Below are 19,950 nucleotides of genomic sequence, written 5' to 3' on the forward strand. Positions count from 1 at the left end.
ATGCCGTACATCTCTTCACATGTTGAAGTCTGTCAGAACTGTAATATTGGCCCCACCTTCTCGTTAAGTTGCACTTTTTATACTGCACATCGAACACATCTCATCTCTGCAGCTTTTGTGTAGCTCCTTTGGAACAGAGATGAACTTTTACGCCCCTCCCGGGTAATACCGATCAGTTAAGGGCGAGCGCTGGAACTGTGGCGATCCGACAAGCTCCCTCGCCACAGGTTACTTTCCGCTCTCTCTAATTCTTAACTGATCGGCATTACCCAGCCGGGGCGTTTTTTTTGCGCGCGCTTCAGCGACGAATCGTCGCAGCCGTCTGTCCTGGCTTGACCCTGAAGCGACTTCACCGTTCAGAGTTTTCCTAAAGCCTACTTAATGCCTCTATGAGGTCATGCCCGTTTCGTTTCCTTTGAAGGTAAATCCCCATGCGTATCCTTGTGGTTGAGGACGAGCAGAAAACCGCCGACTACCTGCAGCAAGGCCTGACCGAAAGTGGTTATGTCGTCGATTGCGCCGCCAGCGGCGTCGACGGCCTGCACCTGGCCCGGCAACACACTTATGAACTGGTGATCCTCGACGTCAACTTGCCCAACACCGACGGCTGGGAAGTGCTTGAGCAACTGCGCCGCGACGGCAACCAGCGCGTGATGATGCTGACCGCGCGCGGCCGGCTGGCCGACAAGATCAAGGGCCTGGACATGGGCGCCGACGATTATCTGGTCAAGCCCTTCGAGTTCCCCGAACTGCTGGCCCGCGTGCGCACCTTGCTGCGGCGCAGCGAACACATCCCACTGCCCGATGTGCTGCGCGTCTCGGACCTGGAACTGGACCCGCGCCGGCATCGCGCCTACCGCGGCACGCGGCGCATCGACCTGACCACCAAGGAATTCGCCCTGCTGCATGTGTTGATGCGCCAGGCCGGCGAGGTGATGACCCGCACGCAGATTATTTCCCTGGTGTGGGACATGAATTTCGACTGCGACACCAACGTGGTGGAAGTCTCCATCAGCCGCCTGCGCGGCAAGGTCGATGACCAGAGCGAGGTCAAGCTGATCCACACCATTCGTGGTGTAGGTTATGTGCTGGAGGCGCGTCAATGAGGACCAGCAGCCTGTCGATGCGCCTGGGGTTGACGGTCAGCCTGATGGGCGCCGGCCTCGTGGTGCTATTGGCGACCCTGGCTTACCTGGCCTTGACCCACGAGCTGGAAAAGCTTGCGCGTAAAGGTCTGGAAAACAAGATGGAGCAACTCGAACACAGCCTGGGCCAGGGTCTCAAACCCCACGACATCGCCACCCGCCCCCACTCGCTGCTGGACCTGGTGATGGGCCACGACAATATCTACCTGACCATCATCGGCGCGTTTCCCGATGCGCCGGTGCTGCTGAGCGTCGGTGCCAAACCCCAACAGCCGCTGTTGCTCGACGTGCCTGCCGGCAAAACCCTGGCCTACCTGAATTCGGTGGATCTGCGTGGCAATCGCATCCTCAGCGCCTCGCGCCTGATGCCGTTGCGCAGCGGCGAAAACGTGCGCGTGCTGCTCTCGCTGGACCGCACCGATGACGAGGCGTTGCTCAGTGCCTACCTGCGCTCCACGGTGATCGCGCTGCCGATGCTGTTGATCCTGATCGGCATGGGCGCCTGGTGGCTGGTGCAACGCGGGCTCGCGCCGTTGCAGCACTTCAGCCGTGTGGCGGCCCAAGTCAGCACCCAGGACCTGACCCATCGCCTGTCCCTCAACAACCTGCCCAAGGAGTTGGGCGAGCTGGCCCAGGGCATTAATTTCATGCTGCATCGCCTGGACGCCGGCGTGCAGCAACTGTCGCAATTCTCCGACGACCTGGCCCACGAACTGCGCGCGCCGCTGACCAACCTGATGGGCAAGGCCCAGGTGACCCTGTCCCGCGAGCGCCCCTCGGAGGACTACAAGGCGGGGCTGGAATCCTGCACCGAGGAAATGGAGCGCCTGTCGCGCATCGTTTCCGACATGCTGTTTCTTGCCCAGGTCAGCCACCCGGCGGCGCGGGCCGGGTTTGGCGCGGTGTCGCTGGGTGAGGAAGCGCAGCGGGTGATGGAGCTGTTCGCCTTGAGCGCCGAGGACAAGCACGTGACCCTCAGCCTGAGCGGCGACGCCTGGGTGACGGGGGATCGCCTGATGATCCAGCGCGCCATTTCCAACTTGCTGTCCAATGCCATTCGCCACACGCCCGAGGCCTCCACCGTGTTGCTGCTGGTGGAAACCTACGACCAGAGTGTGTCGCTGTCGGTGGGCAACCCCGGCCGTGGTATCGAAGCTCACCACCTGCCGCACCTGTTCGAGCGTTTTTACCGCGCCGACAGCAGCCGCACCCGCGCCGAAGGCGGCACCGGGCTGGGGTTGGCCATCGTGCAGTCGATCATGCACCTGCATCAGGGACACGCCGACGTCAGCAGCCAGCCGGGGCGATTTACCCGGTTCAGCCTGGTGTTTCCTCTTCCCGCCGATGCGCCCAGTGATACAGAGCCGGCAGCACCAGCAAGGTCAGCAACGTAGAGGAAATGATCCCGCCGATCACCACCGTCGCCAACGGGCGCTGCACTTCGGCGCCGGTGCCGGTGGCCAGGGCCATGGGGATAAAGCCGAGGGACGCCACCAGCGCAGTCATCAATACCGGGCGCAGTCGGGTCAGCGCGCCTTCGTTGATCGCCACCGACAACGAGCGCCCTTCCTCGCGCAGGTTACGGATGAAGGCGATCATCACCAGACCGTTGAGCACCGCTACGCCAGACAGCGCAATAAAGCCTACGCCCGCCGAGATAGACAGCGGAATATCGCGCAGCCACAGCGCCATGATCCCACCGGTCAACGCGAACGGGATCCCGGTAAATACCAGCAACCCGTCCTTGAGGTTGTTGAACATCATGAACAGCAACCCGAACACCAGCAGCAACGCCACCGGCACCACGATTTGCAAGCGCTCCGAGGCTTCCTTCAACTGTTCGAACTGGCCGCCCCAGGTGGTCCAGTAACCCGCCGGCACTTTCACTTGCGCGGTGATGGCGGCTTCGGCTTCTTCCACAAACGAGCCGATATCGCGCCCGCGCACGTTGGCGCTGACGATCACCAGGCGCTTGCCGTTTTCGCGGCTGATCTGGTTCGGGCCGAGCACCAGGTCCAGGCTGGCAACTTGCGACAGCGCGATAAACCCCAACTGCCCGGACGCGTTGCTGGCCAGCGCCGGCACCGGGATCAACAGCCGCGACAAACCGTCGATATCGGTGCGCAGCGCGTCGGACAAACGCACGACCATGTCGAAACGCCGGTCACCTTCATACAACGTACCGGCCTGGCGCCCGCCCACTGCGACGGCAATGGTGTCCTGCACATCGCCGACATTCAGGCCAAAACGCGCAGCCTTGTCGCGGTCGATATTAATGGTCAGCACCGGCAAGCCGGAGGTCTGTTCCACCTTCACTTCCGAGGCACCGTTGAGGCCCTGCAAGGTCTCGGCGATTTCCCCGGCGGTCTTGTTGAGCACCGCCATGTCATCGCCAAACACCTTCACCGCCACGTCGCTGCGCACCCCGGAAATCAGCTCGTTGAAGCGCAACTGGATCGGTTGCGAAAGCTCGTAGGCGCTGCCCGGTACAATCGCACTGGCGCGCTGGATATCGGCGATCAGCGCGTCGCGGGATTTCTTCGGATCAGGCCATTGGTCCTTGGGTTTAAGCATCACGTAGCTGTCGGAAATATTCGGCGGCATCGGGTCCGAGGCAATTTCTGCCGTGCCGGTACGCGCAAATACCCGCTCGATTTCCGGCACCTGGGCCATCAAGGTTTTTTCCAGTTGCTGCTGCATCTGCACCGATTGCGTCAGGCTGGTGCCCGGCACGCGTAACGCCTGTTGGGCAAAGTCGCCTTCGCTGAGGCTGGGGATAAATTCGCTGCCCATGCGGCTGGCCACCAGCCCTGAGGCGACGATGGTCAACACCGCCAGGCCGAACACCAGCGGGCGACGCGCCATCACCCAGTCGAGCACCGGCGCATAGGCACGACGCGCAGTGCGCATCACCAGGTTCTCTTCTTCCTTGACCTTGCCGGTGACGAACAGCGCAATCGCCGCCGGTACGAAAGTCACCGAGAGAATCATCGCGCCGAGCAAGGCGATCACTACGGTAAAGGCCATGGGGTGGAACATCTTCCCGGCCACGCCGGTGAGGGCGAAGATCGGCAGGTACACCACCATGATGATCAGTTGCCCGAAGATCAATGCGCGGCGTGCTTCCTTGGCGGCGGCGAACACTTCATGCAGGCGCTCGCTGCGCGTCAACAATCGGCCGTGGCGCTTTTGTGCATGGGCCAGACGGCGGATGGCGTTCTCGACGATCACCACCGCGCCGTCGACGATAATGCCAAAATCCAGCGCGCCGAGACTCATCAGGTTGGCGCTGACTTTGTTGGTAAACATGCCGGTAAAGGTGAACAGCATCGCCAGGGGAATCACCATCGCGGTGATCAGCGCGGCGCGGATGTTGCCAAGGAACAGGAACAGCACCGCGACCACCAGCAACGCGCCTTCGAAGAGGTTTTTCTTGACCGTGGCGATGGCTTTTTCGACGAGGTTGGTGCGGTCGTAAACGGTGACGGCGACGACGCCTTCGGGCAGCGAACGGTTGATTTGTTCGAGTCTCAAAGCCACTGCCTGGGACACGGTACGGCTGTTTTCACCGATCAACATGAACACCGTGCCCAGCACCACTTCACGGCCGTTTTCCGTGGCGGCGCCGGTGCGCAGCTCACGGCCGATCTCGACCTGGGCCACATTACGCACGCGAATTGGCGTGCCATCCGCTGTGGTGATGACGATGTTGGCGATGTCGTCGATGGACGCCACTTGCCCCGGTGCGCGGATCAGCAACTGCTCGCCGCTGCGCTCGATATAACCGGCGCCCACGTTAGCGTTGTTACGCTCAAGCGCCGTGACCAGGTCGGTCAGCGTCAGGTTGTAGGCCGCCAGCCGCTTGGGGTCCGGGGCGATCTGGTATTCCTTGGCAAAGCCGCCGATGGTGTTGATCTCGGCCACGCCGGGTACGTTGCGCAGTTGCGGCTTGATGATCCAATCCTGGATCACCCGCAGGTCGGTCGGCGTGTAGGGCGTGCCATCGTCCTTGAGTGCGCCATCCTTGGCCTCCACGGTCCACAGGAAAATCTCCCCAAGCCCGGTGGAAATCGGCCCCATCGCGGATTCGATACCTGCGGGCAATTGCTCGCGCGCCACTTGCAGGCGTTCGTTGACCAACTGGCGGGCGAAGAACAGGTCGGTGCCGTCCTTGAAGATCACCGTTACCTGGGACAAGCCGGAGCGCGACAGCGAGCGCGTCTGCTGCAGGCCGGGCAAACCGGCCATGGCAGTTTCAATGGGAAAGGTGATGCGTTGCTCGGTTTCCAGCGGCGAAAAACCGGCCGCCGCCGAATTGATCTGCACCTGCACGTTGGTGATGTCGGGCACCGCGTCGATGGGCAGTTTCTGATAGCTGGCGATGCCGACACCGGCCATCAACAGCACCGCCAGCAGCACGATGATGCGCTGCTCGATGGCGAATTGGATAAGGCGCTCAAACATGGGAAATCACTCGCAGGATCAATGGGCGTGTTCGGCCGAGCCTTTGCCCAGTTCGGACTTGAGGATGAAGCTGCCGACCGTGGCCACCTGCGCCCCGGCGTCGAGGCCCTGGCGCACTTCGACGTAGCCGTTTTCACTGACGCCGAGTTCGAGATGGCGGGTGATAAACCCGTCAGGCGTGCGCACGAACACCGAGGGTTTGTCCTCGACGGTCTGGATCGCGGTTTGCGGGACGGTGACCCTGGCCTGGTAGGTGTCGGTGGCCAATTGCACGGTGACAAACAGCCCTGGGCGCCAGGCGTCGTCGGGGTTGGGCACGCTCACGCGTACGGTGGCGGTACGCGTCTGTTCACCGAGCAAATTGCCGACGTAGGCCACGGTGCCGAGCACTTCGGTGCCCATTTCCGTAGAGCTGACTTTCACCGGTTTGCCCACGCGAACCTTGTTCAAATCCTTGGGGAACACGCCGAAGGTGACCCACACCTGGGACAGGTCCGACAAGGTGAAGGCGTTGCTGGTTTCGCTCACCACCTCGCCGACACCCAGGTGTTTTTCCACCACCACGCCGGCAAATGGCGCACGCAGTTCATAGCGATTGCCGCCGACCAACACGGCACTGCCGCTGAGGGCGGTCATCTTTTGACGGGCGTTGTTCTGGGCGATTTCAGCTTCTTGCAGGGTTTGGCGCGCCAGCAGGTAATCCTGTTCGGCGGAGATCTTGTCCTGCCACAACTGGCGCTCGCGCTGGAACGTGGTACGCGCCAGTTCGACCCGGCGCTCGCTGGCCGCCAGTTCACTGCGCTGATCGGAAATCTGCTGACTGGCGATCACCGCCAACAGCTCGCCTTTCTTCACCGACTGGCCAAGATTGACCTTCACTGCCTCCACCACGCCCGCCGCACGCGGCACGATATGCGAGGTACGGTCCTCGTCAAAACGCACTTCCCCCGGCAGTGACAGCAGAGTGCTGATCGGCCGGGGTTGGGCCTCGGCGAGTTGAATACCGGCGGCCTCGATTTGCTGCTCGGTGAGTTCGAGTTTGCCTTCTTCTTCCTCGGCACCGGCAACGCTGGACAGCATCAGGCCCAAGGCGACGGCAAGCGCCACGCCGTGTCGTTTGTTCATAAATGACTCCAGAAAAAATCAAAACCGGGCGAGGTCGCCGTAAATCCGTTCGATGCGCACCCAGGCGTCGGTGGCCTGGGCGGTCGCTGTGAGGTATTGGGTGCGGGCCGCGATCAAGGTGCGCTGGGCGTCGAGCACGTCGAGGAAGTTGAACTTGCCCATCTCGAAACCACGGGTGGCGCTGTCGACCGCGCTTTGGGCGGCAGGCAAGATCTGCTGGTTGAACGCGCGCACTTCGGTATTGGCGGTTTGCCACAGGTCCAGGGCTTGGCGGGTTTCGGTGCGCAAGCGCAGTTCGGTGGCGTTACGCAGGTCGCGCGCCTGGTCGGCACGCCGCGTGGCCGAGAGCACATTGCCTTGGTTGCGATTGAACAGCGGGATCGGCATCGACACGCCCACCAGGTTTACACGCTCGCGCAGGCTGGCGTCGTACTGGCTGCCGATGGATACATCCAGGTCGGGAATGCGCTGGGCTTTTTCCAGGCCCACGCTGGCTTCGTTCTGCAGGATTTGCAGTTCGGCCAGGCGCAGTTCGGTGGTGTGCTCAAGACGTGCGAGCAATTGCGCGGTGGGCGGCAACGGCGGCGTGGACTGAGGTTGCGTAGCGACGGCCTGGAAGTCCGGCGTGGCGTTGCCGGTGCTGGCGGCCAGGCGGCGGTAGGCGTCGGTTAGGCCCATCTGCGCGCGGTTGAATTCCAGGCGGATTTCCGAGAGCTGCACCTGGGCGCGGGTGGCTTCCACCGGTGACGATTTGCCGGCGGTGACACGCCCGTTCGCGACCACCAGACCGCGTTCGGCCAAGGCCAGGGAACGCTGCGCCAGGTCGAGGCGTTCCTGGGCGCGAAGGGCGCCGTAGTAGCCGTCGATCACATCTGCGCGCAGCACGTTGCGGCGCTGTTCCAGCGTCAGCGCGGCAGCGTCCTGGGCGCGCGTGGCCACATCAATTCGCGCACCACGCTTGCCGCCCAGTTCCAGGGTCTGGCTCAGTTTTACCGTAGTGGTGCGGGTGTTGCGGCGGGTGTCTTCGGCATCCCACGAGGCGACCGGATTAGGGATCAGACCAGCCTGTTGGCGGCCACCTTCGGCGATGCCGACTTCCCATTGCGCGGCGGCCAGATCGGGGTTGTTGGCAAAGGCGGTTTGCAGGGCGGAATCGAGGGTCAACGTCTGTGCGCCGACCCCTTGGGCCATCGCCAGGAACACGATGGCCGCGCCCAGTAAGGTTCTTGCAGGAGTTGGCATAACGAGAGTTCCAGGCCCATGAAATGGCGGATAAATCCAAGCCGGGGGCACTGTAGCTTTCGGTACTTATCAGGGCGGTGGGCGCAACATTACAAATCCGTTAGCCAGGGTCAGGCATGCACCTCGTCGTGTTCGTCATGCTCGAAGCCGTCGCCTTCGACCTGAATGGTGGCGTGGGAAATATCGAATTTTTCGTGGAGCAATTCCGTCACTTGAGTAAGGATTTTTTGTTCGGTATTCAGCGTCGCATCCGCCACCAGGTGGGTGCTCAGCACATTCTTGCCGCTGGTGAGCGCCCAGATATGCAGGTCGTGCACGTCCTTGACCCCAGGTACACCGCGAATAGCCTGCTCCACCTGATCGATATCGATACCGTCCGGCACACCTTGCAGCAGCACGTTCATGCTTTCCTTGAGCAGCGTCCATGTGCGTGGCAACACCCAGAAACCAATGGCCGCCGCAACCAACGAGTCGACCCAGCCCCAGCCGGTGAGCAGGATCACCACGGCGGCGATGATCACGCCGATGGAGCCGAGCATGTCGCTCCAGACCTCCAGGTAGGCGCCCTTCACATTCAGGCTTTCGCCACTGGCCGCGCTGAGCAGGCGCATGGAAATCAGGTTGACGATCAGTCCCAGCAGGGCAATTACCAGCATGCCTGTGGACTGGATCTCGGTAGGCGCCTGCACGCGCTGATACGCCTCGTAAAGGATGTAGAACGCCACGGCGAACAGCAGCAGCGCATTGAAAGCAGCCGCCAGAATCTCGAAGCGGGCATAGCCAAAGGTGCGCTTGCGGTCGGCGGCGCGCTTGGCCACCTGGATCGCCACCAGGGAAATGCCCAGGGCCAGGGCGTCGGTCATCATGTGCGCGGCGTCGGACAACAGCGCCAGGCTGCCGGTGACAAATGCACCGATGACCTCGGCAATCATGAAACTGCCGGTCAGCCCGAGGGCGATCCATAACAGGCGTTCGTGGCCGGCGCGTACTTGGGCGTGGTTGTGTCCTGCGCTCATGGAAAATCCTCGGAGTTGGGGGTGATCTTGGGAGTCTCATCGCCGGCAAGCCGGTGCCTACAGGGGGGGCGCGGTGGATCATAGAGCTGTAGGCCAAAACCTCCGGCATGGGTTGCAATATTGTCATCTGCGCGCCAGCCCGTTGTCAGATTGAACGCACCAAAACGGCACATGAACGCTCTGGAACGGTTGTATCAGGTATGCTTTTGAAGCAGGAAACAAAATGAAACAATTTTCCAACCTGTTCGATAAGGAGTCCCGTTTTGGAGTTATCGGCTGCCGCGTGGATGGTGCACGACACCCGCCTCATGTTTTGCGTACTGCTGGCCATCGTCAGCATCATCGTGCTGATCAGCGCGACAAAGTTGCCACCCTTCCTGTCGATCCTGATCGGCACGTTTATCGCCGGGGTTGGCGCCGGGCTGCCGCCGGAAGAAGTCGCCAAGGCGTTCAGCAAGGGCGCCGGGGCAATCCTCGGTGAAGCCGGAATCATCATTGCCCTGGGCTCGATGCTTGGCGCGCTGATGGCAGAATCCGGCGCGGCAGACCGCATCGCCACCACCCTGCTCGGGTTGGGCAAGGGCAGGTCATTGCCGTGGGTGATGGCGTTGGTGGCGATGGTGATCGGCCTGCCGCTGTTCTTCGAAGTCGGGCTGGTGATGATGGTGCCGATCATCTTGGTGATGGCCAAGCGCTCGAACCAGCCGCTGCTGAAAATCGCCATTCCGGCACTGGCGGGCATGACCACCCTGCACGCCCTGATGCCACCGCATCCGGGGCCACTGATTGCGGTGAGTGCACTGCACGCAGACCTTGGCCTGACCATGCTGCTGGGCTTTTGCCTGGCGGTGCCGGCGGTGATCCTGGCCGGGCCGCTCTACGGCAATTGGCTGTCCAAGCGCATGCAGGTGGATGAGCCCGCCGACATCGGTGCGTTGTTCAGCGCACCACCCAAGGCGCCGCGCCAGCCGAGCTTTGGCGTGTCGCTGCTGATCATTTTATTGCCGGTAATTTTGATGCTCGGCAGCACCTTGGCCAAAGTCGCGCTGCCGGTCGACAGCACGGTAGGGCTGACCTTGAAGTTCCTCGGTGAACCGCTGATCGCCCTCGGCCTGGCCGTGATCGCCGCCGTGGTTTGCCTGGGCTGGGCCGCCGGCATGCCGCGCGCCGACGTCGGCAACACCCTGCGCAAAGCCCTCGCGCCGATTGCCGTGTTGCTGCTGACCATCGGTGCCGGTGGCGGCCTCAAGCAAACCCTGCTGGATGCCGGCGTCAGCCAAACCATCAGCAAGGTCGCCGAAGGCGCGCACATGCCCTATTTATTACTAGCGTGGCTAATCGCCGTGGCGCTGCGCCAGGCCACCGGTTCGGCCACCGTCGCCACCACCACGGCCGCCGGCATCCTCGCGCCGATGATGGCCGGGCTGACTGCCACGCAGAGCTCACTGGTGGCGCTGGTGATCGGCGCCGGCTCGGTGTTCTTCTGCCACGTCAACGACGCCGGCTTCTGGATGGTGCGTGAGTACTTCGGCTTGCAGTTGAAGCAGACGATTTGGGTGTGGTCGGTGTTGCAGACGATTGTGTCGGTGGTCGGGTTGGTGGGGACGTTGTTGCTTTGGCACTTTTTGACTTGAGTGCTTAGGCGGCCAACGTGTGACGCTTGCTGAACCGCACCACACTCGCCACCCCCACCGCCCCCATCACCACGCAATACCCCACGCAAATCCACGGGCTGGTCGGCATCAGTGCAATCAGCATCAGCGGTGTGGTGCTCGCCCACAGCGCGTAGGCAATGTTGTAGGTGAAGGAGATCCCCGACACCCGCACCGGTGCCGGAAACAGGCCGACCATCACCGACGGCACCGCGCCGACTACGCCGCAACTCAAGCCCGCCACCGCGTATGCCGCGCCGAGCCACACGCCGCCGGCGATCAGGCTGGCGTACAACACCGCAATCCCCACCGGCAGCAACAGGCTGTAGACCAGCACCGCTCGCCAGGCGCCGATGCGGTCCACCAGCAGGCCGGCCAGGACGCAGCCGATGTTCAGGAACACGATGCCCAGGGCGCTCAGGGCGAAGGTGTGGCTGGGGGTCATGCCGAAGGTTTTCTGCATCATGGTCGGGGTGATGACCACCAGCACCACCACGGCCGAGGTGAGCACGCAGGTGAGGATCATCGCCGGCAGCAACACGGCGCGGTGGTCACGCAGTACGGTGCGCAATGGCAGCTCGGCGGCGGCTTGGCGGCGGGCCTGCATTTCGAGGAACACCGGGGTTTCATTGAGCCAGCGGCGCAGCCACACGCCGATCACGCCGAACACGCCGCCGAGCAGGAAGGGGAAGCGCCAGGCGTAGTCGAGGATTTCGGCGGGGGTGAAGGCTTGCGCCAGCAGCGTGGCGGTCAGGGCGCCGAGCAGGTAGCCGAAGGTCAGGCCGGCTTGGAGGAAGCCCAGGGCATAACCACGGTGATTGGCCGGGGCGTGCTCGGCGACGAAGGTCCAGGCGCTGGGCACTTCGCCGCCCACCGCGGCGCCTTGCAGCACACGCAACGCCAGCAGGATCAGCGGTGCGAAATAACCGATTTGCGCGTAGGTTGGCATGATCCCGATCAGCAGACAGGGCAAGGCCATCATCAGGATGCTCAGGCTGAATACGCGCTTGCGCCCCAGGTGGTCAGCAAAGTGCGCCATCAGGATGCCGCCCAGCGGGCGCGCGAGGTAGCCGGTGACGAAAATGCCGAAGCTTTGCAGCAGGCGCAGCCACTCGGGCATTTCCGGGGGGAAGAACAGTTGGCTGAGGGTCAGCGCGAAAAACACGAAGATAATGAAGTCGTAGATTTCCAGCGCGCCGCCCAGGGCGGCCAGGCCCAGGGTTTTGTAGTCGGAGCGGGAAAAACGCTGCGTCTGTGGAAGGGAGGTGGCAGTCATGACGGAGCTCGGCAGACAAACAAAATGGCGTGCAGGTTATGAGCTGAACCGGATGATGGCAATCGCCGCAGATATATTTGTTTTCCTCATGGATCGATGAAGATAACTGCATTCCCATATCAATGGCCGTAGCGGAACATGCCGTAAAACTGCCAAACCCATAATAAAGATAAGAGGAATGACTCGTGGCCGACGCTATCGAAGAAAGCCGCTATGCCCGATTTGCCCTGCGTTGTTCAAACTTCGCCGAACGCTGGTTCCCTGACTCCTGGGTGTTTGCGGCCCTCGCCGTGATCATTGTCGCCGTCGCGACGCTGGGCATGGGCGCTGCGCCGACCGAAGCCGCCAAAGCCTTTGGTGACGGGTTTTGGAGCCTGATCCCGTTCACCATGCAGATGGCCTTTGTGGTGATCGGCGGTTACGTGGTCGCCAGCTCGCCGCCTGCGGTAAAACTGATTGACCGCCTGGCACGCATCCCGAAGAACGGCCGTTCCGCCGTGGCGTGGGTCGCATTGATTTCCATGGTGGCGTCGTTGCTCAACTGGGGCCTGTCCCTGGTGTTCGGCGGTTTGCTGGTGCGTGCACTCGCGCGTCGTACGGATTTGCGCATGGATTATCGAGCTGCCGGCGCAGCGGCCTACCTGGGCCTCGGCGCGGTGTGGGCGTTGGGGCTGTCGTCGTCGGCCGCGCAGTTGCAGGCCAACCCGGCCAGTTTGCCGCCGTCGATCCTGTCGATCACCGGGGTGATCCCGTTCACCGACACCATCTTCCTGTGGCAGTCCGGCGTGCTGTTGCTGGCACTGATCGTGGTGTCGCTGATCATCGCCTACGCCACAGCGCCCGGCCCGAACAGCGCACGTGATGCCAAGGCCTGCGGCGTCGACCCGGCGTTCAACCTGCCCAAGCCGCAACCACCGACCCGCCCGGGCGAATGGCTGGAACACAGCCCGGTGCTGACCATCTTGCTGGCGTTGCTGGCAGCGGGCTGGTTGTTCCATGAGTTTTCGACCAAGCCGGCGATCAGCGCGATCTCGGGGCTGAACACCTATAACTTCCTGTTCATCATGGTCGGCGCGCTGCTGCACTGGCGCCCGCGCAGCTTCCTGGATGCGGTAGCGCGTGCGGTACCGACCACCACCGGCGTGCTGATCCAGTTCCCGCTGTACGGCTCGATTGCCGCGCTGATGACCGTGGTCAAGGGTGGCGACGGCGCGACACTGGCGCACCATATCTCGACGTTCTTCACCTCCATCGCCTCCCACGACACTTACGCGCTGCTGATGGGCGTGTACTCGGCGGTGCTGGGTTTCTTTATCCCGTCGGGCGGCGGCAAGTGGATCATCGAAGCGCCGTACGTGATGCAAGTGGCCAATGATCTGCAATACCACCTGGGCTGGGCGGTACAGATCTACAACGCGGCCGAGGCGCTGCCGAACCTGATCAGCCCGTTCTATATGCTGCCGTTGCTGGGGGTGTTGGGGTTGAAGGCGCGGGATTTGATAGGGTTTTCGTTTGTGCAATTGCTGGTGCATACGCCGCTGGTGTTGTTCCTGCTGTGGGCGCTGGGGACGACGTTGAAGTATTTGCCGCCGGTGATGCCATAACAGCAGCTACAAGCTTCAAGGTATTAGCTTCAAGCTTGCAGCTTGAGGCTGATTGCTTGCCGCTGCCTTAATTCCGTCACATTCCATTGCTACTGTCCCGGCGAAACATCTTGCAACATCTCGCCAGGGATTCCCCGCAATGAGTGACGACCACGAAGACCGCCCTTCCCCCGATTCCGTTACCCAACCGCCAGTAGATACCAGTCGGCGGCGTTTCCTGGGGGGCGCGGCAGTGCTGGGGGTCGGCGCGACGTTGAGCGCCTGTGGCAATACCAGCGAAGCGCCGGGCCCGCCGGTAGCGCGGCCGCTCACGCCCCAAGAGCTGGACAAGGCCTTGCACGACCAGGTGAAAACCGTGGTGGTGATCTATGCCGAGAACCGTAGCTTCAACAACCTGTTTGCTGATTTCCCCGGCGTGGAGAAACCGCTGTCGGCGCTTTCTGCCGCTGAATACCAGCAACGCGACCGCGATGGCAGCGCATTAAGCACCCTGCCCCCCGCTTGGGGCGGCGTGCTGCAAGTCGGTCCGCAAAGCGTGGACGGCGTCACCTACCCCAGCGAGGTGCAATTCCAGGAAAACTTGCCCAACGCGCCCTTCGCCCTCAAGGGCCCGAACGCCGAAGACCTGCCGCTGAGCCTGGTCACCCGCGACTTGTGGCACGTGTTTTACCAGAACCAGATGCAGATCAACGGTGGCAAGAACGACAATTTTGTCGCCTGGGCCGACTCCGGTGGCCTGGTAATGGGGCATTACGCCCAGAGCCGTTATTCCCTGCGCCTGTGGGACGTGGCCAAGGAGTTTGTGCTCTGCGATAACTTCTTCCAGGGCGCGTTTGGCGGTTCGTTCCTAAACCATCAATACCTGATCAGCGCTACCGCGCCGTTTTATCCGAATGCGTCACAGTCGGTGGCCAAGGCGCAGATTGCCACGCTGCAAAGCGACGACCCGACCGACACACGTCTCAAGCCGCTGGATAAATCCCCGGCCAGCGCCATGACCGGCCCGCCGCAGTTCGGCCCCAGCGCGCTGACCCCGGACGGTTACGCCGTCAACACCCTGGCCCCGCCCTACTGGCCAACCTGGATCCGCGACCCGGAAAACCCGGACTATTCCAAACCCGACTTGCCCAACGTGCTGGTGCCGCAAACCCACGAACACATCGGCGACAAGCTGTCGAAGAAGAATATCGACTGGGCCTGGTACGCCGGGGCCTGGCAGGCGACGCTGGAGCAGTTCAAGGATTCGGGCGGCATCCCGAAGATTCCGAACTTCCAGTACCACCACCAGCCGTTCAATTACTTCAAGCAGCTGGGGCCGCAGAACCGCGCGGAACGTGACAAGCGACTGCGCGACGCGGGGTTGGGCGATGAGTCCAGCACCAACCGGTTCTTCGCCGACGCACAGGCGGGCAAACTGCCCGCAGTGAGCTTCTACAAGCCGCAAGGCAACCTCAACATGCACGCCGGTTATGCCGACGTGGCCTCGGGCGACCGCCATATCGCCCGTACCTTGAAGGTGCTGCAGGAAAGCCCGCAGTGGAAAAACATGGTGGTGGTGGTCACCGTCGATGAGAACGGCGGCTGGTGGGACCACGTCGCGCCGCCCAAAGGCGACCGCTGGGGCCCTGGCACGCGGGTTCCGGCGATTGTGGTGTCGCCCTTTGCGCGCAAAGGCACGGTGGACCACACGGTGTACGACACCGCATCGATCCTGCGTTTGATCACCCGAGTGTTCCAGCTGGAGACCCTTGACGGCCTCAAGCAGCGTGATGACGCGATGATTGCCCGCGGCCAGAAGCCGATGGGTGATTTGAGCAACGCGTTGCAGTTCAACGTGTAGGAAGGCTTATCCAAAAGCGACACGCCCGGAGATTTAGCACGCGGTTTTCCTGGTCAGCCGCTACTGTGTGCAAGTGGGCTTTCACCCCGCGCAGACGGGCTTTCGCTGACAAGGAATTAACTATGTTTAAACCGACCAGGCTGTCCTTCACCCTGGCCGCACTGATGGCCAGTGCGGTCGTACAAGCCGACATCGAGGTACCGCTGGGCAGCACGCAACGGGTCACTCAGTTGTTCGCGTTCCCGAATAACTGCAACGTGATTTGTTTTCGGCCATGGACGCTGGAACAGACCGCCGAGCATTACCTGAACCAGAGTCTGCAACGGGACGGTTACAGCCGGGCCAAAGTCAGTGTCAAAAGCCATGACGGGCAAGTGTCGGCGACGTTCAGCGGCGTACCCGACACCTATGGCCAGCCCCTGACGACGTTGCTCGATACCGCCGACCTGGCCTACCAGGGCGCGAGCAAGCTCAATAGCGACGGCAAGTGGGCCTACAACTGGTACCTGTTCCTGCCATTGGGCATGGCCCTGGAAAACCGCAAGAGCATCGAGTTGCTGCACTTCCCTCCGGATTACTCGCTGACCCAGGCCCAGGACTACCTGGAATCGGCCACCACTGACCGCTGGGCCACGTTGCTCACCGACAATGGCGTGCCAGCCACCGAAACCCCGGCCTACCAGACCATCATCGATATCGCCCCCATCGCCGCGCCGTCCAACGCGGGCAAGGACCTGGAAAACGTCTACAGCTACTTCGCCGACTATCAGACCCGCATGGTCAAGGAGCTGAGCCTGGGCCCCAATGGCTCGTTGCCGATGGTCGCGTTCGGCGCGCCGGTGCGCAATTGGATCAAGCAACAATACGGGCAAACCGTGAGTGTGCTGGGCTTGGCGCAGATCAGCCCGCAGGCCGGTAAAACCGTCTCGGTGCTGGGCGCCAACCACCCGAGTTACATCTGGTATGCGGCCAGTCCCGACACCTATGACGGTAACGAGCAAATGGCCGACGAGGCCGGCTTGAAAGTGATGGGCCAGGATTTGAGCGCCGCGTGCTGGCAGGCCGGCATGGGCCAGAAACCGGCGAGCGATCCGAATGTGCTGCTCAAGGCGTGCATGAACACCTGGCAGGTCACGCGCAAAGAGCAGACCTGCGAGTTGTTCTACACCTCGGTGCGCGACCTGAGCCCGGAACAAGCGAACGCCAAATGCGCCACGCCGGCCATCAAGACGCAGTTGAAACAGCTGAAGAATGCCGCCCCGGTCCCGACTATCGTGGCTCCCGCACTGTAAGCCACGTCAAAAAACCGGGTGTTTTTCCTACATAAAAAAGAGCCGATATCTACTGTCAGATTTGACAGTAGATATCGGATCCAACTTCAGCGAGTCTTGAGCCGCGCCCATACGCTGCAAGACTGGTAGTCAGCCACCACCCGCAGGTCGATGCAGCCCCCCTCTGGAGAGTCATGAAAACTCAAGCCATGGATAAGGCTGAAACCGTTGCAAGTGACTGCCTTTACCCTTTCAAAACCCTGCTCGTCGAACACGGCTACCCCTCAGCCAAGCATTTCCAGGCGGTGCAAAACGCTAATGGCACGGGCGCAGGGATAAAGGCTCGGATCGCCTTTGACGGCCGTGTGCGCATTGCCAAGGTCTCCGGCTACGCCGTGAGTGAGCCACGCTTGCACACTTTGCAGCTGTCGCCGCGCATTCACCTGCACGACTGTTGGTTCTGCGGCCTGATCCTGCACTCCTGCAACCCCAACGTGTTTCTCGACACCACGTACCTGGAGCTCTGGACAGTGCAAGCCGTTCCAGCCGGCGCCCTGCTGACGATGGATTACGCCAGCACCGAACACGCGCTGTTCCGGCAGTTCGCTTGCCAATGTGGCGAGCTGAACTGCCGGGGCTGGATCACCGGCAGCCAGGAGCCCTTGAACGCCGAGGGTCAGGCGTTCATGAACCGATGGCGCGAGCGCAAACGCCCTTAAGCTTCGCCCAGGGGGCGCAGACGGTACTGCGGCGGCAGCTGCTCAAAACCACTGATGGTGGTGTTCAAGCTCTTCCAGCGGCCATCCTTGATGCCATAGATGCAGCCATGGATCGACAGGCTCTGCCCACGGTGCCATGCGTTTTGCACAATGCTGGTGTGGCCGACGTTGGCCACTTGCTGAATCACGTTCAGCTCGCACATACGGTCAACACGCTCTTCTTCGGTCGGCAACTGGGCCAGCAGGTCGCGGTTTTCGTAGTAGAGGTCGCGAATCGTGCGCAGCCAGCCGTCGATCAGGCCGAACTGGCGGTCTTGCATCGAAGCCCGCACGCCGCCGCAGCCATAATGGCCGGTAACGAGGATGTGTTTGACCTTAAGCACGTCGACCGCGTACTGGATCACCGACAGGCAATTGAGGTCGGTGTGCAGCACCACGTTGGCCACGTTGCGGTGCACGAACAGATCACCCGGCAGCATGCCGACGATCTCGTTGGCCGGTACCCGGGCGTCGGAGCAGCCGATCCACAGGTATTCCGGAGTCTGCTGGCGGGCGAGCTTGGCGAAGAATTCGGGATCTTCCTGTTTGATCGCATCCGCCCAGCGTTCGTTGTTATCAAGCAGGTCTTGTAGTTCGTTCATCAGGGAAAGCCTCAGGAATGATGCGCAGCTTTGACAGACGACCGCCCGTCCGGGTCACGCCTGGATTAAAGATAGCTGGCCGGCGATTACTTGAATCTTGGGGAGCCATGCCTGTCCACACACTATAAGCCCCACAGTATGAGGATTGACCATGACTGAATCACGACGTCCGTACGGCGCTCCGACGCCTGCACCGATTGATGACAACGAAGATCGCATGGGTTCGATGCGGGAGCTGGATTTTGACGAGCAGGAGCCGACGGCGGAAATCGGCGATGAGATCCCGCCTGGCCAACGTGAGCACCTGATGCCCGACGAACGGGTGCGTGAGGCCGGGATGACCGGGGCATCGACCGCCGATCATGAGTCGACTGACGACGATATGAGCCCGGAAACGCTGATCCATGAGGATGGTGCGCGGGATGCACGGGAAGAAGGTGAAGACAACCCGGCCGATTACGACCTGAGCATTGTCGACGAAGACGAGATTGGCGGCGGGAATGGGTTGGATGAAGCAGAACTGGCGAAGCGAGATCCGGTAGACGGAAACCGCTGACATAACGCGATTCAAAATGTGGGAGGGGGCTTGCTCCCGATTGCGGAGTGCCAGTAACCGATAAGTGCCTGACACACCGCAATCGGGAGCAAGCCCCCTCCCACATGGGTTTCGTGTTTAATCGACGAGGGTGCAGGCCATCACAACCGCATCTTCTCGGCCACCCACGGCAGGGTAGTAATCCCGCCGACGGCCGATCTCGTTGAAACCGTAGCGCTCGTACAGGCGGAAAGCGCCGGTATTGCTGTCGCGCACTTCCAGGAAACATTCCCGCGCCTTGGCCGCGTAGGCCCGGGACATCAGGTGCTCCAGCAAGCTCAAACCCAGGCCACGGCCCTGGTTTTCGGGTTTGACGGTAATGTTCAGCAAATGCGCTTCATCGAGGATGATTTGCACCACACCGTGGCCCACTTGCTGCTCGCCTTCGAACATCAACCAGATCTGGTACTTGCCCAGCCCGTCGAGAAAAATGCCACGGGTCCAGGGGTGGCTGAACGCCGCGTATTCGATTTTCAGCACGGCGTCGAGGTCGGCCTCGGTCATCGGGCGGAAGGATAAAGCCTCACTCATCGATTGTTTTCCAGCGCGCCATCAGCCGGCGCATGGCTTGCCAGACATCAGCCTTACGCTGTGGCTCTTCCATTAATAATTCCAGGCCCGGCAGGGCCCATACCGAACCCAGGCCTTCGACCTGCAGTTCGCGGTACCAGGCTTCGGCATTCGCTTCACCGGCGAAACGCACGGCGGGCAGGCCGATCAGCCACAGGCACACGCAGGGTTCGTCTTCCAGGCGCGCCGAGACAAAACCTTGCACAAAATCCCGCGCAGCTTCCGGGCCCTGGTCCATGGTGCCGCGCACCAGCAGCGGCCAACGCACCGGGTCGCCGACGATTTGCGGGCTGTCCGGCAGGCCGGCGGCGCGCAACATGTCCTTGAGCAGCATGTAGGCAGGGTCGCGGGTCTGGAAGCGCTCGCCGGTGGGCAATTCCACCAGCAGCAGGCAACGCCCGGCCCGCAGCAATTGCAGGGCGAAACGCGGCGGCGGTAGCACCGGGGCCTTGACCACCGTGGCAACCTCGTCGGCCACCACGGGTTTGGCGACCGGCGACGGGCGCGGCACTTCGATCTTCGCCCGCTCAACCACAGGGCGTGCTTGCGGGGCGGGCTTGACCACCGCCACCGGCGCAGCAGCCTCCTCACCCGACGGTTCCAGCGCCTCATAGGGCTCAAGCGCCTGCAGCAACTCGGGCCGCGACGGGGCGGCAAACGGCAGTTCGGTGCGGGGCAGCCAGTTGACCACCTGCATGGCGGTCAAGTAAGCGCGACGTCGGGACTCGATAAGCACAGCTCGGCCACTTGTGGATAAGTAAAGAGCGGGGATTCTACCGCTGTTCGGCAA

16 protein-coding genes are annotated in these 19,950 nt (G+C 62.1%); 8 read left to right on the top strand and 8 right to left on the bottom strand.

Annotated elements, in window-relative coordinates; genetic code table 11:
• Nucleotides 1-431: 431 nt before the first annotated feature.
• Both ACR52_RS12130 and ACR52_RS12135 read left to right on the top strand, forming a co-directional pair.
• Nucleotides 432-1,106, top strand: coding sequence for a heavy metal response regulator transcription factor (locus tag ACR52_RS12130; RefSeq protein ID WP_048724362.1), 675 nt, complete (start codon nt 432-434; stop codon nt 1,104-1,106).
• Complete coding sequence (locus ACR52_RS12135; protein ID WP_048724363.1) at nt 1,103-2,539, top strand: heavy metal sensor histidine kinase; 1,437 nt, start codon at nt 1,103-1,105, stop codon at nt 2,537-2,539. The genes ACR52_RS12130 and ACR52_RS12135 overlap by 4 nt, the downstream gene beginning before the upstream one ends.
• Here the strand turns inward: ACR52_RS12135 and ACR52_RS12140 are convergent.
• The 4 genes from ACR52_RS12140 to ACR52_RS12155 form a co-directional block, all read right to left on the bottom strand.
• On the bottom strand, nt 2,463-5,609 hold the full coding sequence (locus ACR52_RS12140; protein WP_048724365.1) for a CusA/CzcA family heavy metal efflux RND transporter: 3,147 nt from the start codon (nt 5,607-5,609) through the stop codon (nt 2,463-2,465). The genes ACR52_RS12135 and ACR52_RS12140 overlap by 77 nt on opposite strands.
• A gap of 18 nt (nt 5,610-5,627) precedes the next feature.
• Nucleotides 5,628-6,734 carry an efflux RND transporter periplasmic adaptor subunit gene (locus tag ACR52_RS12145; protein ID WP_048724366.1) on the bottom strand — a complete coding sequence of 369 codons (1,107 nt, stop codon included), beginning with the start codon at nt 6,732-6,734 and terminating at the stop codon, nt 5,628-5,630.
• An 18-nt stretch (nt 6,735-6,752) separates the two neighbouring features.
• A complete protein-coding gene (locus tag ACR52_RS12150; RefSeq protein ID WP_048724368.1) occupies nt 6,753-7,976 on the bottom strand; it encodes a TolC family protein in 1,224 nt (407 codons plus the stop codon).
• A gap of 110 nt (nt 7,977-8,086) precedes the next feature.
• The gene (locus ACR52_RS12155; RefSeq protein WP_048724369.1) at nt 8,087-8,992 is read right to left on the bottom strand and encodes a cation diffusion facilitator family transporter; all 906 of its coding nucleotides are present in this window, start codon (nt 8,990-8,992) and stop codon (nt 8,087-8,089) included.
• Between the two features lie 263 nt (nt 8,993-9,255).
• Between ACR52_RS12155 and ACR52_RS12160 the strand changes: the two genes are divergently transcribed.
• Nucleotides 9,256-10,626, top strand: a complete 1,371-nt coding sequence (locus ACR52_RS12160; protein ID WP_048724371.1) for a GntT/GntP/DsdX family permease — start codon at nt 9,256-9,258, stop codon at nt 10,624-10,626.
• A 4-nt stretch (nt 10,627-10,630) separates the two neighbouring features.
• Here the strand turns inward: ACR52_RS12160 and ACR52_RS12165 are convergent, their stop codons facing one another.
• Nucleotides 10,631-11,920: an MFS transporter gene (locus ACR52_RS12165; RefSeq protein WP_048724373.1), complete on the bottom strand. Its 1,290-nt coding sequence runs from the start codon at nt 11,918-11,920 to the stop codon at nt 10,631-10,633.
• Nucleotides 11,921-12,105: 185 nt separating this feature from the next.
• Between ACR52_RS12165 and ACR52_RS12170 the strand changes: the two genes are divergently transcribed.
• From ACR52_RS12170 to ACR52_RS12185, 4 genes are all read left to right on the top strand, one after another.
• Nucleotides 12,106-13,524: a short-chain fatty acid transporter gene (locus ACR52_RS12170; protein WP_048724374.1), complete on the top strand. Its 1,419-nt coding sequence runs from the start codon at nt 12,106-12,108 to the stop codon at nt 13,522-13,524.
• A 139-nt stretch (nt 13,525-13,663) separates the two neighbouring features.
• Nucleotides 13,664-15,364: an acid phosphatase gene (gene acpA, locus ACR52_RS12175; RefSeq protein WP_048724376.1), complete on the top strand. Its 1,701-nt coding sequence runs from the start codon at nt 13,664-13,666 to the stop codon at nt 15,362-15,364.
• A gap of 122 nt (nt 15,365-15,486) precedes the next feature.
• Nucleotides 15,487-16,656 (top strand): hypothetical protein, encoded by a 1,170-nt coding sequence (locus ACR52_RS12180; protein ID WP_048724379.1) that lies wholly within the window; start codon nt 15,487-15,489, stop codon nt 16,654-16,656.
• A 173-nt stretch (nt 16,657-16,829) separates the two neighbouring features.
• On the top strand, nt 16,830-17,354 hold the full coding sequence (locus ACR52_RS12185) for an SET domain-containing protein (RefSeq protein ID WP_048724380.1): 525 nt from the start codon (nt 16,830-16,832) through the stop codon (nt 17,352-17,354).
• Here ACR52_RS12185 and can read toward each other — a convergent pair.
• On the bottom strand, nt 17,351-17,995 hold the full coding sequence (gene can / locus ACR52_RS12190; RefSeq protein ID WP_046070813.1) for a carbonate dehydratase: 645 nt from the start codon (nt 17,993-17,995) through the stop codon (nt 17,351-17,353). The two genes, ACR52_RS12185 and can, sit on opposite strands and share 4 nt — an antisense overlap.
• A gap of 151 nt (nt 17,996-18,146) precedes the next feature.
• Between can and ACR52_RS12195 the strand changes: the two genes are divergently transcribed.
• Nucleotides 18,147-18,551 (top strand): hypothetical protein, encoded by a 405-nt coding sequence (locus ACR52_RS12195; protein WP_048724382.1) that lies wholly within the window; start codon nt 18,147-18,149, stop codon nt 18,549-18,551.
• 117 nt (nt 18,552-18,668) lie between these two features.
• Here the strand turns inward: ACR52_RS12195 and rimI are convergent, their stop codons facing one another.
• Both rimI and ACR52_RS12205 read right to left on the bottom strand, forming a co-directional pair.
• Nucleotides 18,669-19,121, bottom strand: a complete 453-nt coding sequence (gene rimI, locus ACR52_RS12200) for a ribosomal protein S18-alanine N-acetyltransferase (protein ID WP_048724386.1) — start codon at nt 19,119-19,121, stop codon at nt 18,669-18,671.
• Nucleotides 19,114-19,857, bottom strand: a complete 744-nt coding sequence (locus ACR52_RS12205) for a hypothetical protein (protein WP_048724387.1) — start codon at nt 19,855-19,857, stop codon at nt 19,114-19,116. The genes rimI and ACR52_RS12205 overlap by 8 nt, the downstream gene beginning before the upstream one ends.
• Nucleotides 19,858-19,950: the final 93 nt, after the last annotated feature.

The organism is Pseudomonas fildesensis (assembly GCF_001050345.1).
GTDB lineage: Bacteria > Pseudomonadota > Gammaproteobacteria > Pseudomonadales > Pseudomonadaceae > Aquipseudomonas > Aquipseudomonas fildesensis.

Coding starts and splice junctions, on each gene's coding strand:
- ACR52_RS12130 (WP_048724362.1), top strand. CDS start 432: ATGCGTATCCTTGTGGTTGAGGACGAGCAGAAAACCGCCGACTACCTG.
- ACR52_RS12135 (WP_048724363.1), top strand. CDS start 1,103: ATGAGGACCAGCAGCCTGTCGATGCGCCTGGGGTTGACGGTCAGCCTG.
- ACR52_RS12195 (WP_048724382.1), top strand. CDS start 18,147: ATGACTGAATCACGACGTCCGTACGGCGCTCCGACGCCTGCACCGATT.
- ACR52_RS12180 (WP_048724379.1), top strand. CDS start 15,487: ATGTTTAAACCGACCAGGCTGTCCTTCACCCTGGCCGCACTGATGGCC.
- can (WP_046070813.1), bottom strand. CDS start 17,995: ATGAACGAACTACAAGACCTGCTTGATAACAACGAACGCTGGGCGGAT.
- ACR52_RS12205 (WP_048724387.1), bottom strand. CDS start 19,857: ATGCAGGTGGTCAACTGGCTGCCCCGCACCGAACTGCCGTTTGCCGCC.
- ACR52_RS12140 (WP_048724365.1), bottom strand. CDS start 5,609: ATGTTTGAGCGCCTTATCCAATTCGCCATCGAGCAGCGCATCATCGTG.
- ACR52_RS12155 (WP_048724369.1), bottom strand. CDS start 8,992: ATGAGCGCAGGACACAACCACGCCCAAGTACGCGCCGGCCACGAACGC.
- ACR52_RS12185 (WP_048724380.1), top strand. CDS start 16,830: ATGAAAACTCAAGCCATGGATAAGGCTGAAACCGTTGCAAGTGACTGC.
- acpA (WP_048724376.1), top strand. CDS start 13,664: ATGAGTGACGACCACGAAGACCGCCCTTCCCCCGATTCCGTTACCCAA.
- ACR52_RS12145 (WP_048724366.1), bottom strand. CDS start 6,734: ATGAACAAACGACACGGCGTGGCGCTTGCCGTCGCCTTGGGCCTGATG.
- ACR52_RS12165 (WP_048724373.1), bottom strand. CDS start 11,920: ATGACTGCCACCTCCCTTCCACAGACGCAGCGTTTTTCCCGCTCCGAC.
- rimI (WP_048724386.1), bottom strand. CDS start 19,121: ATGAGTGAGGCTTTATCCTTCCGCCCGATGACCGAGGCCGACCTCGAC.
- ACR52_RS12150 (WP_048724368.1), bottom strand. CDS start 7,976: ATGCCAACTCCTGCAAGAACCTTACTGGGCGCGGCCATCGTGTTCCTG.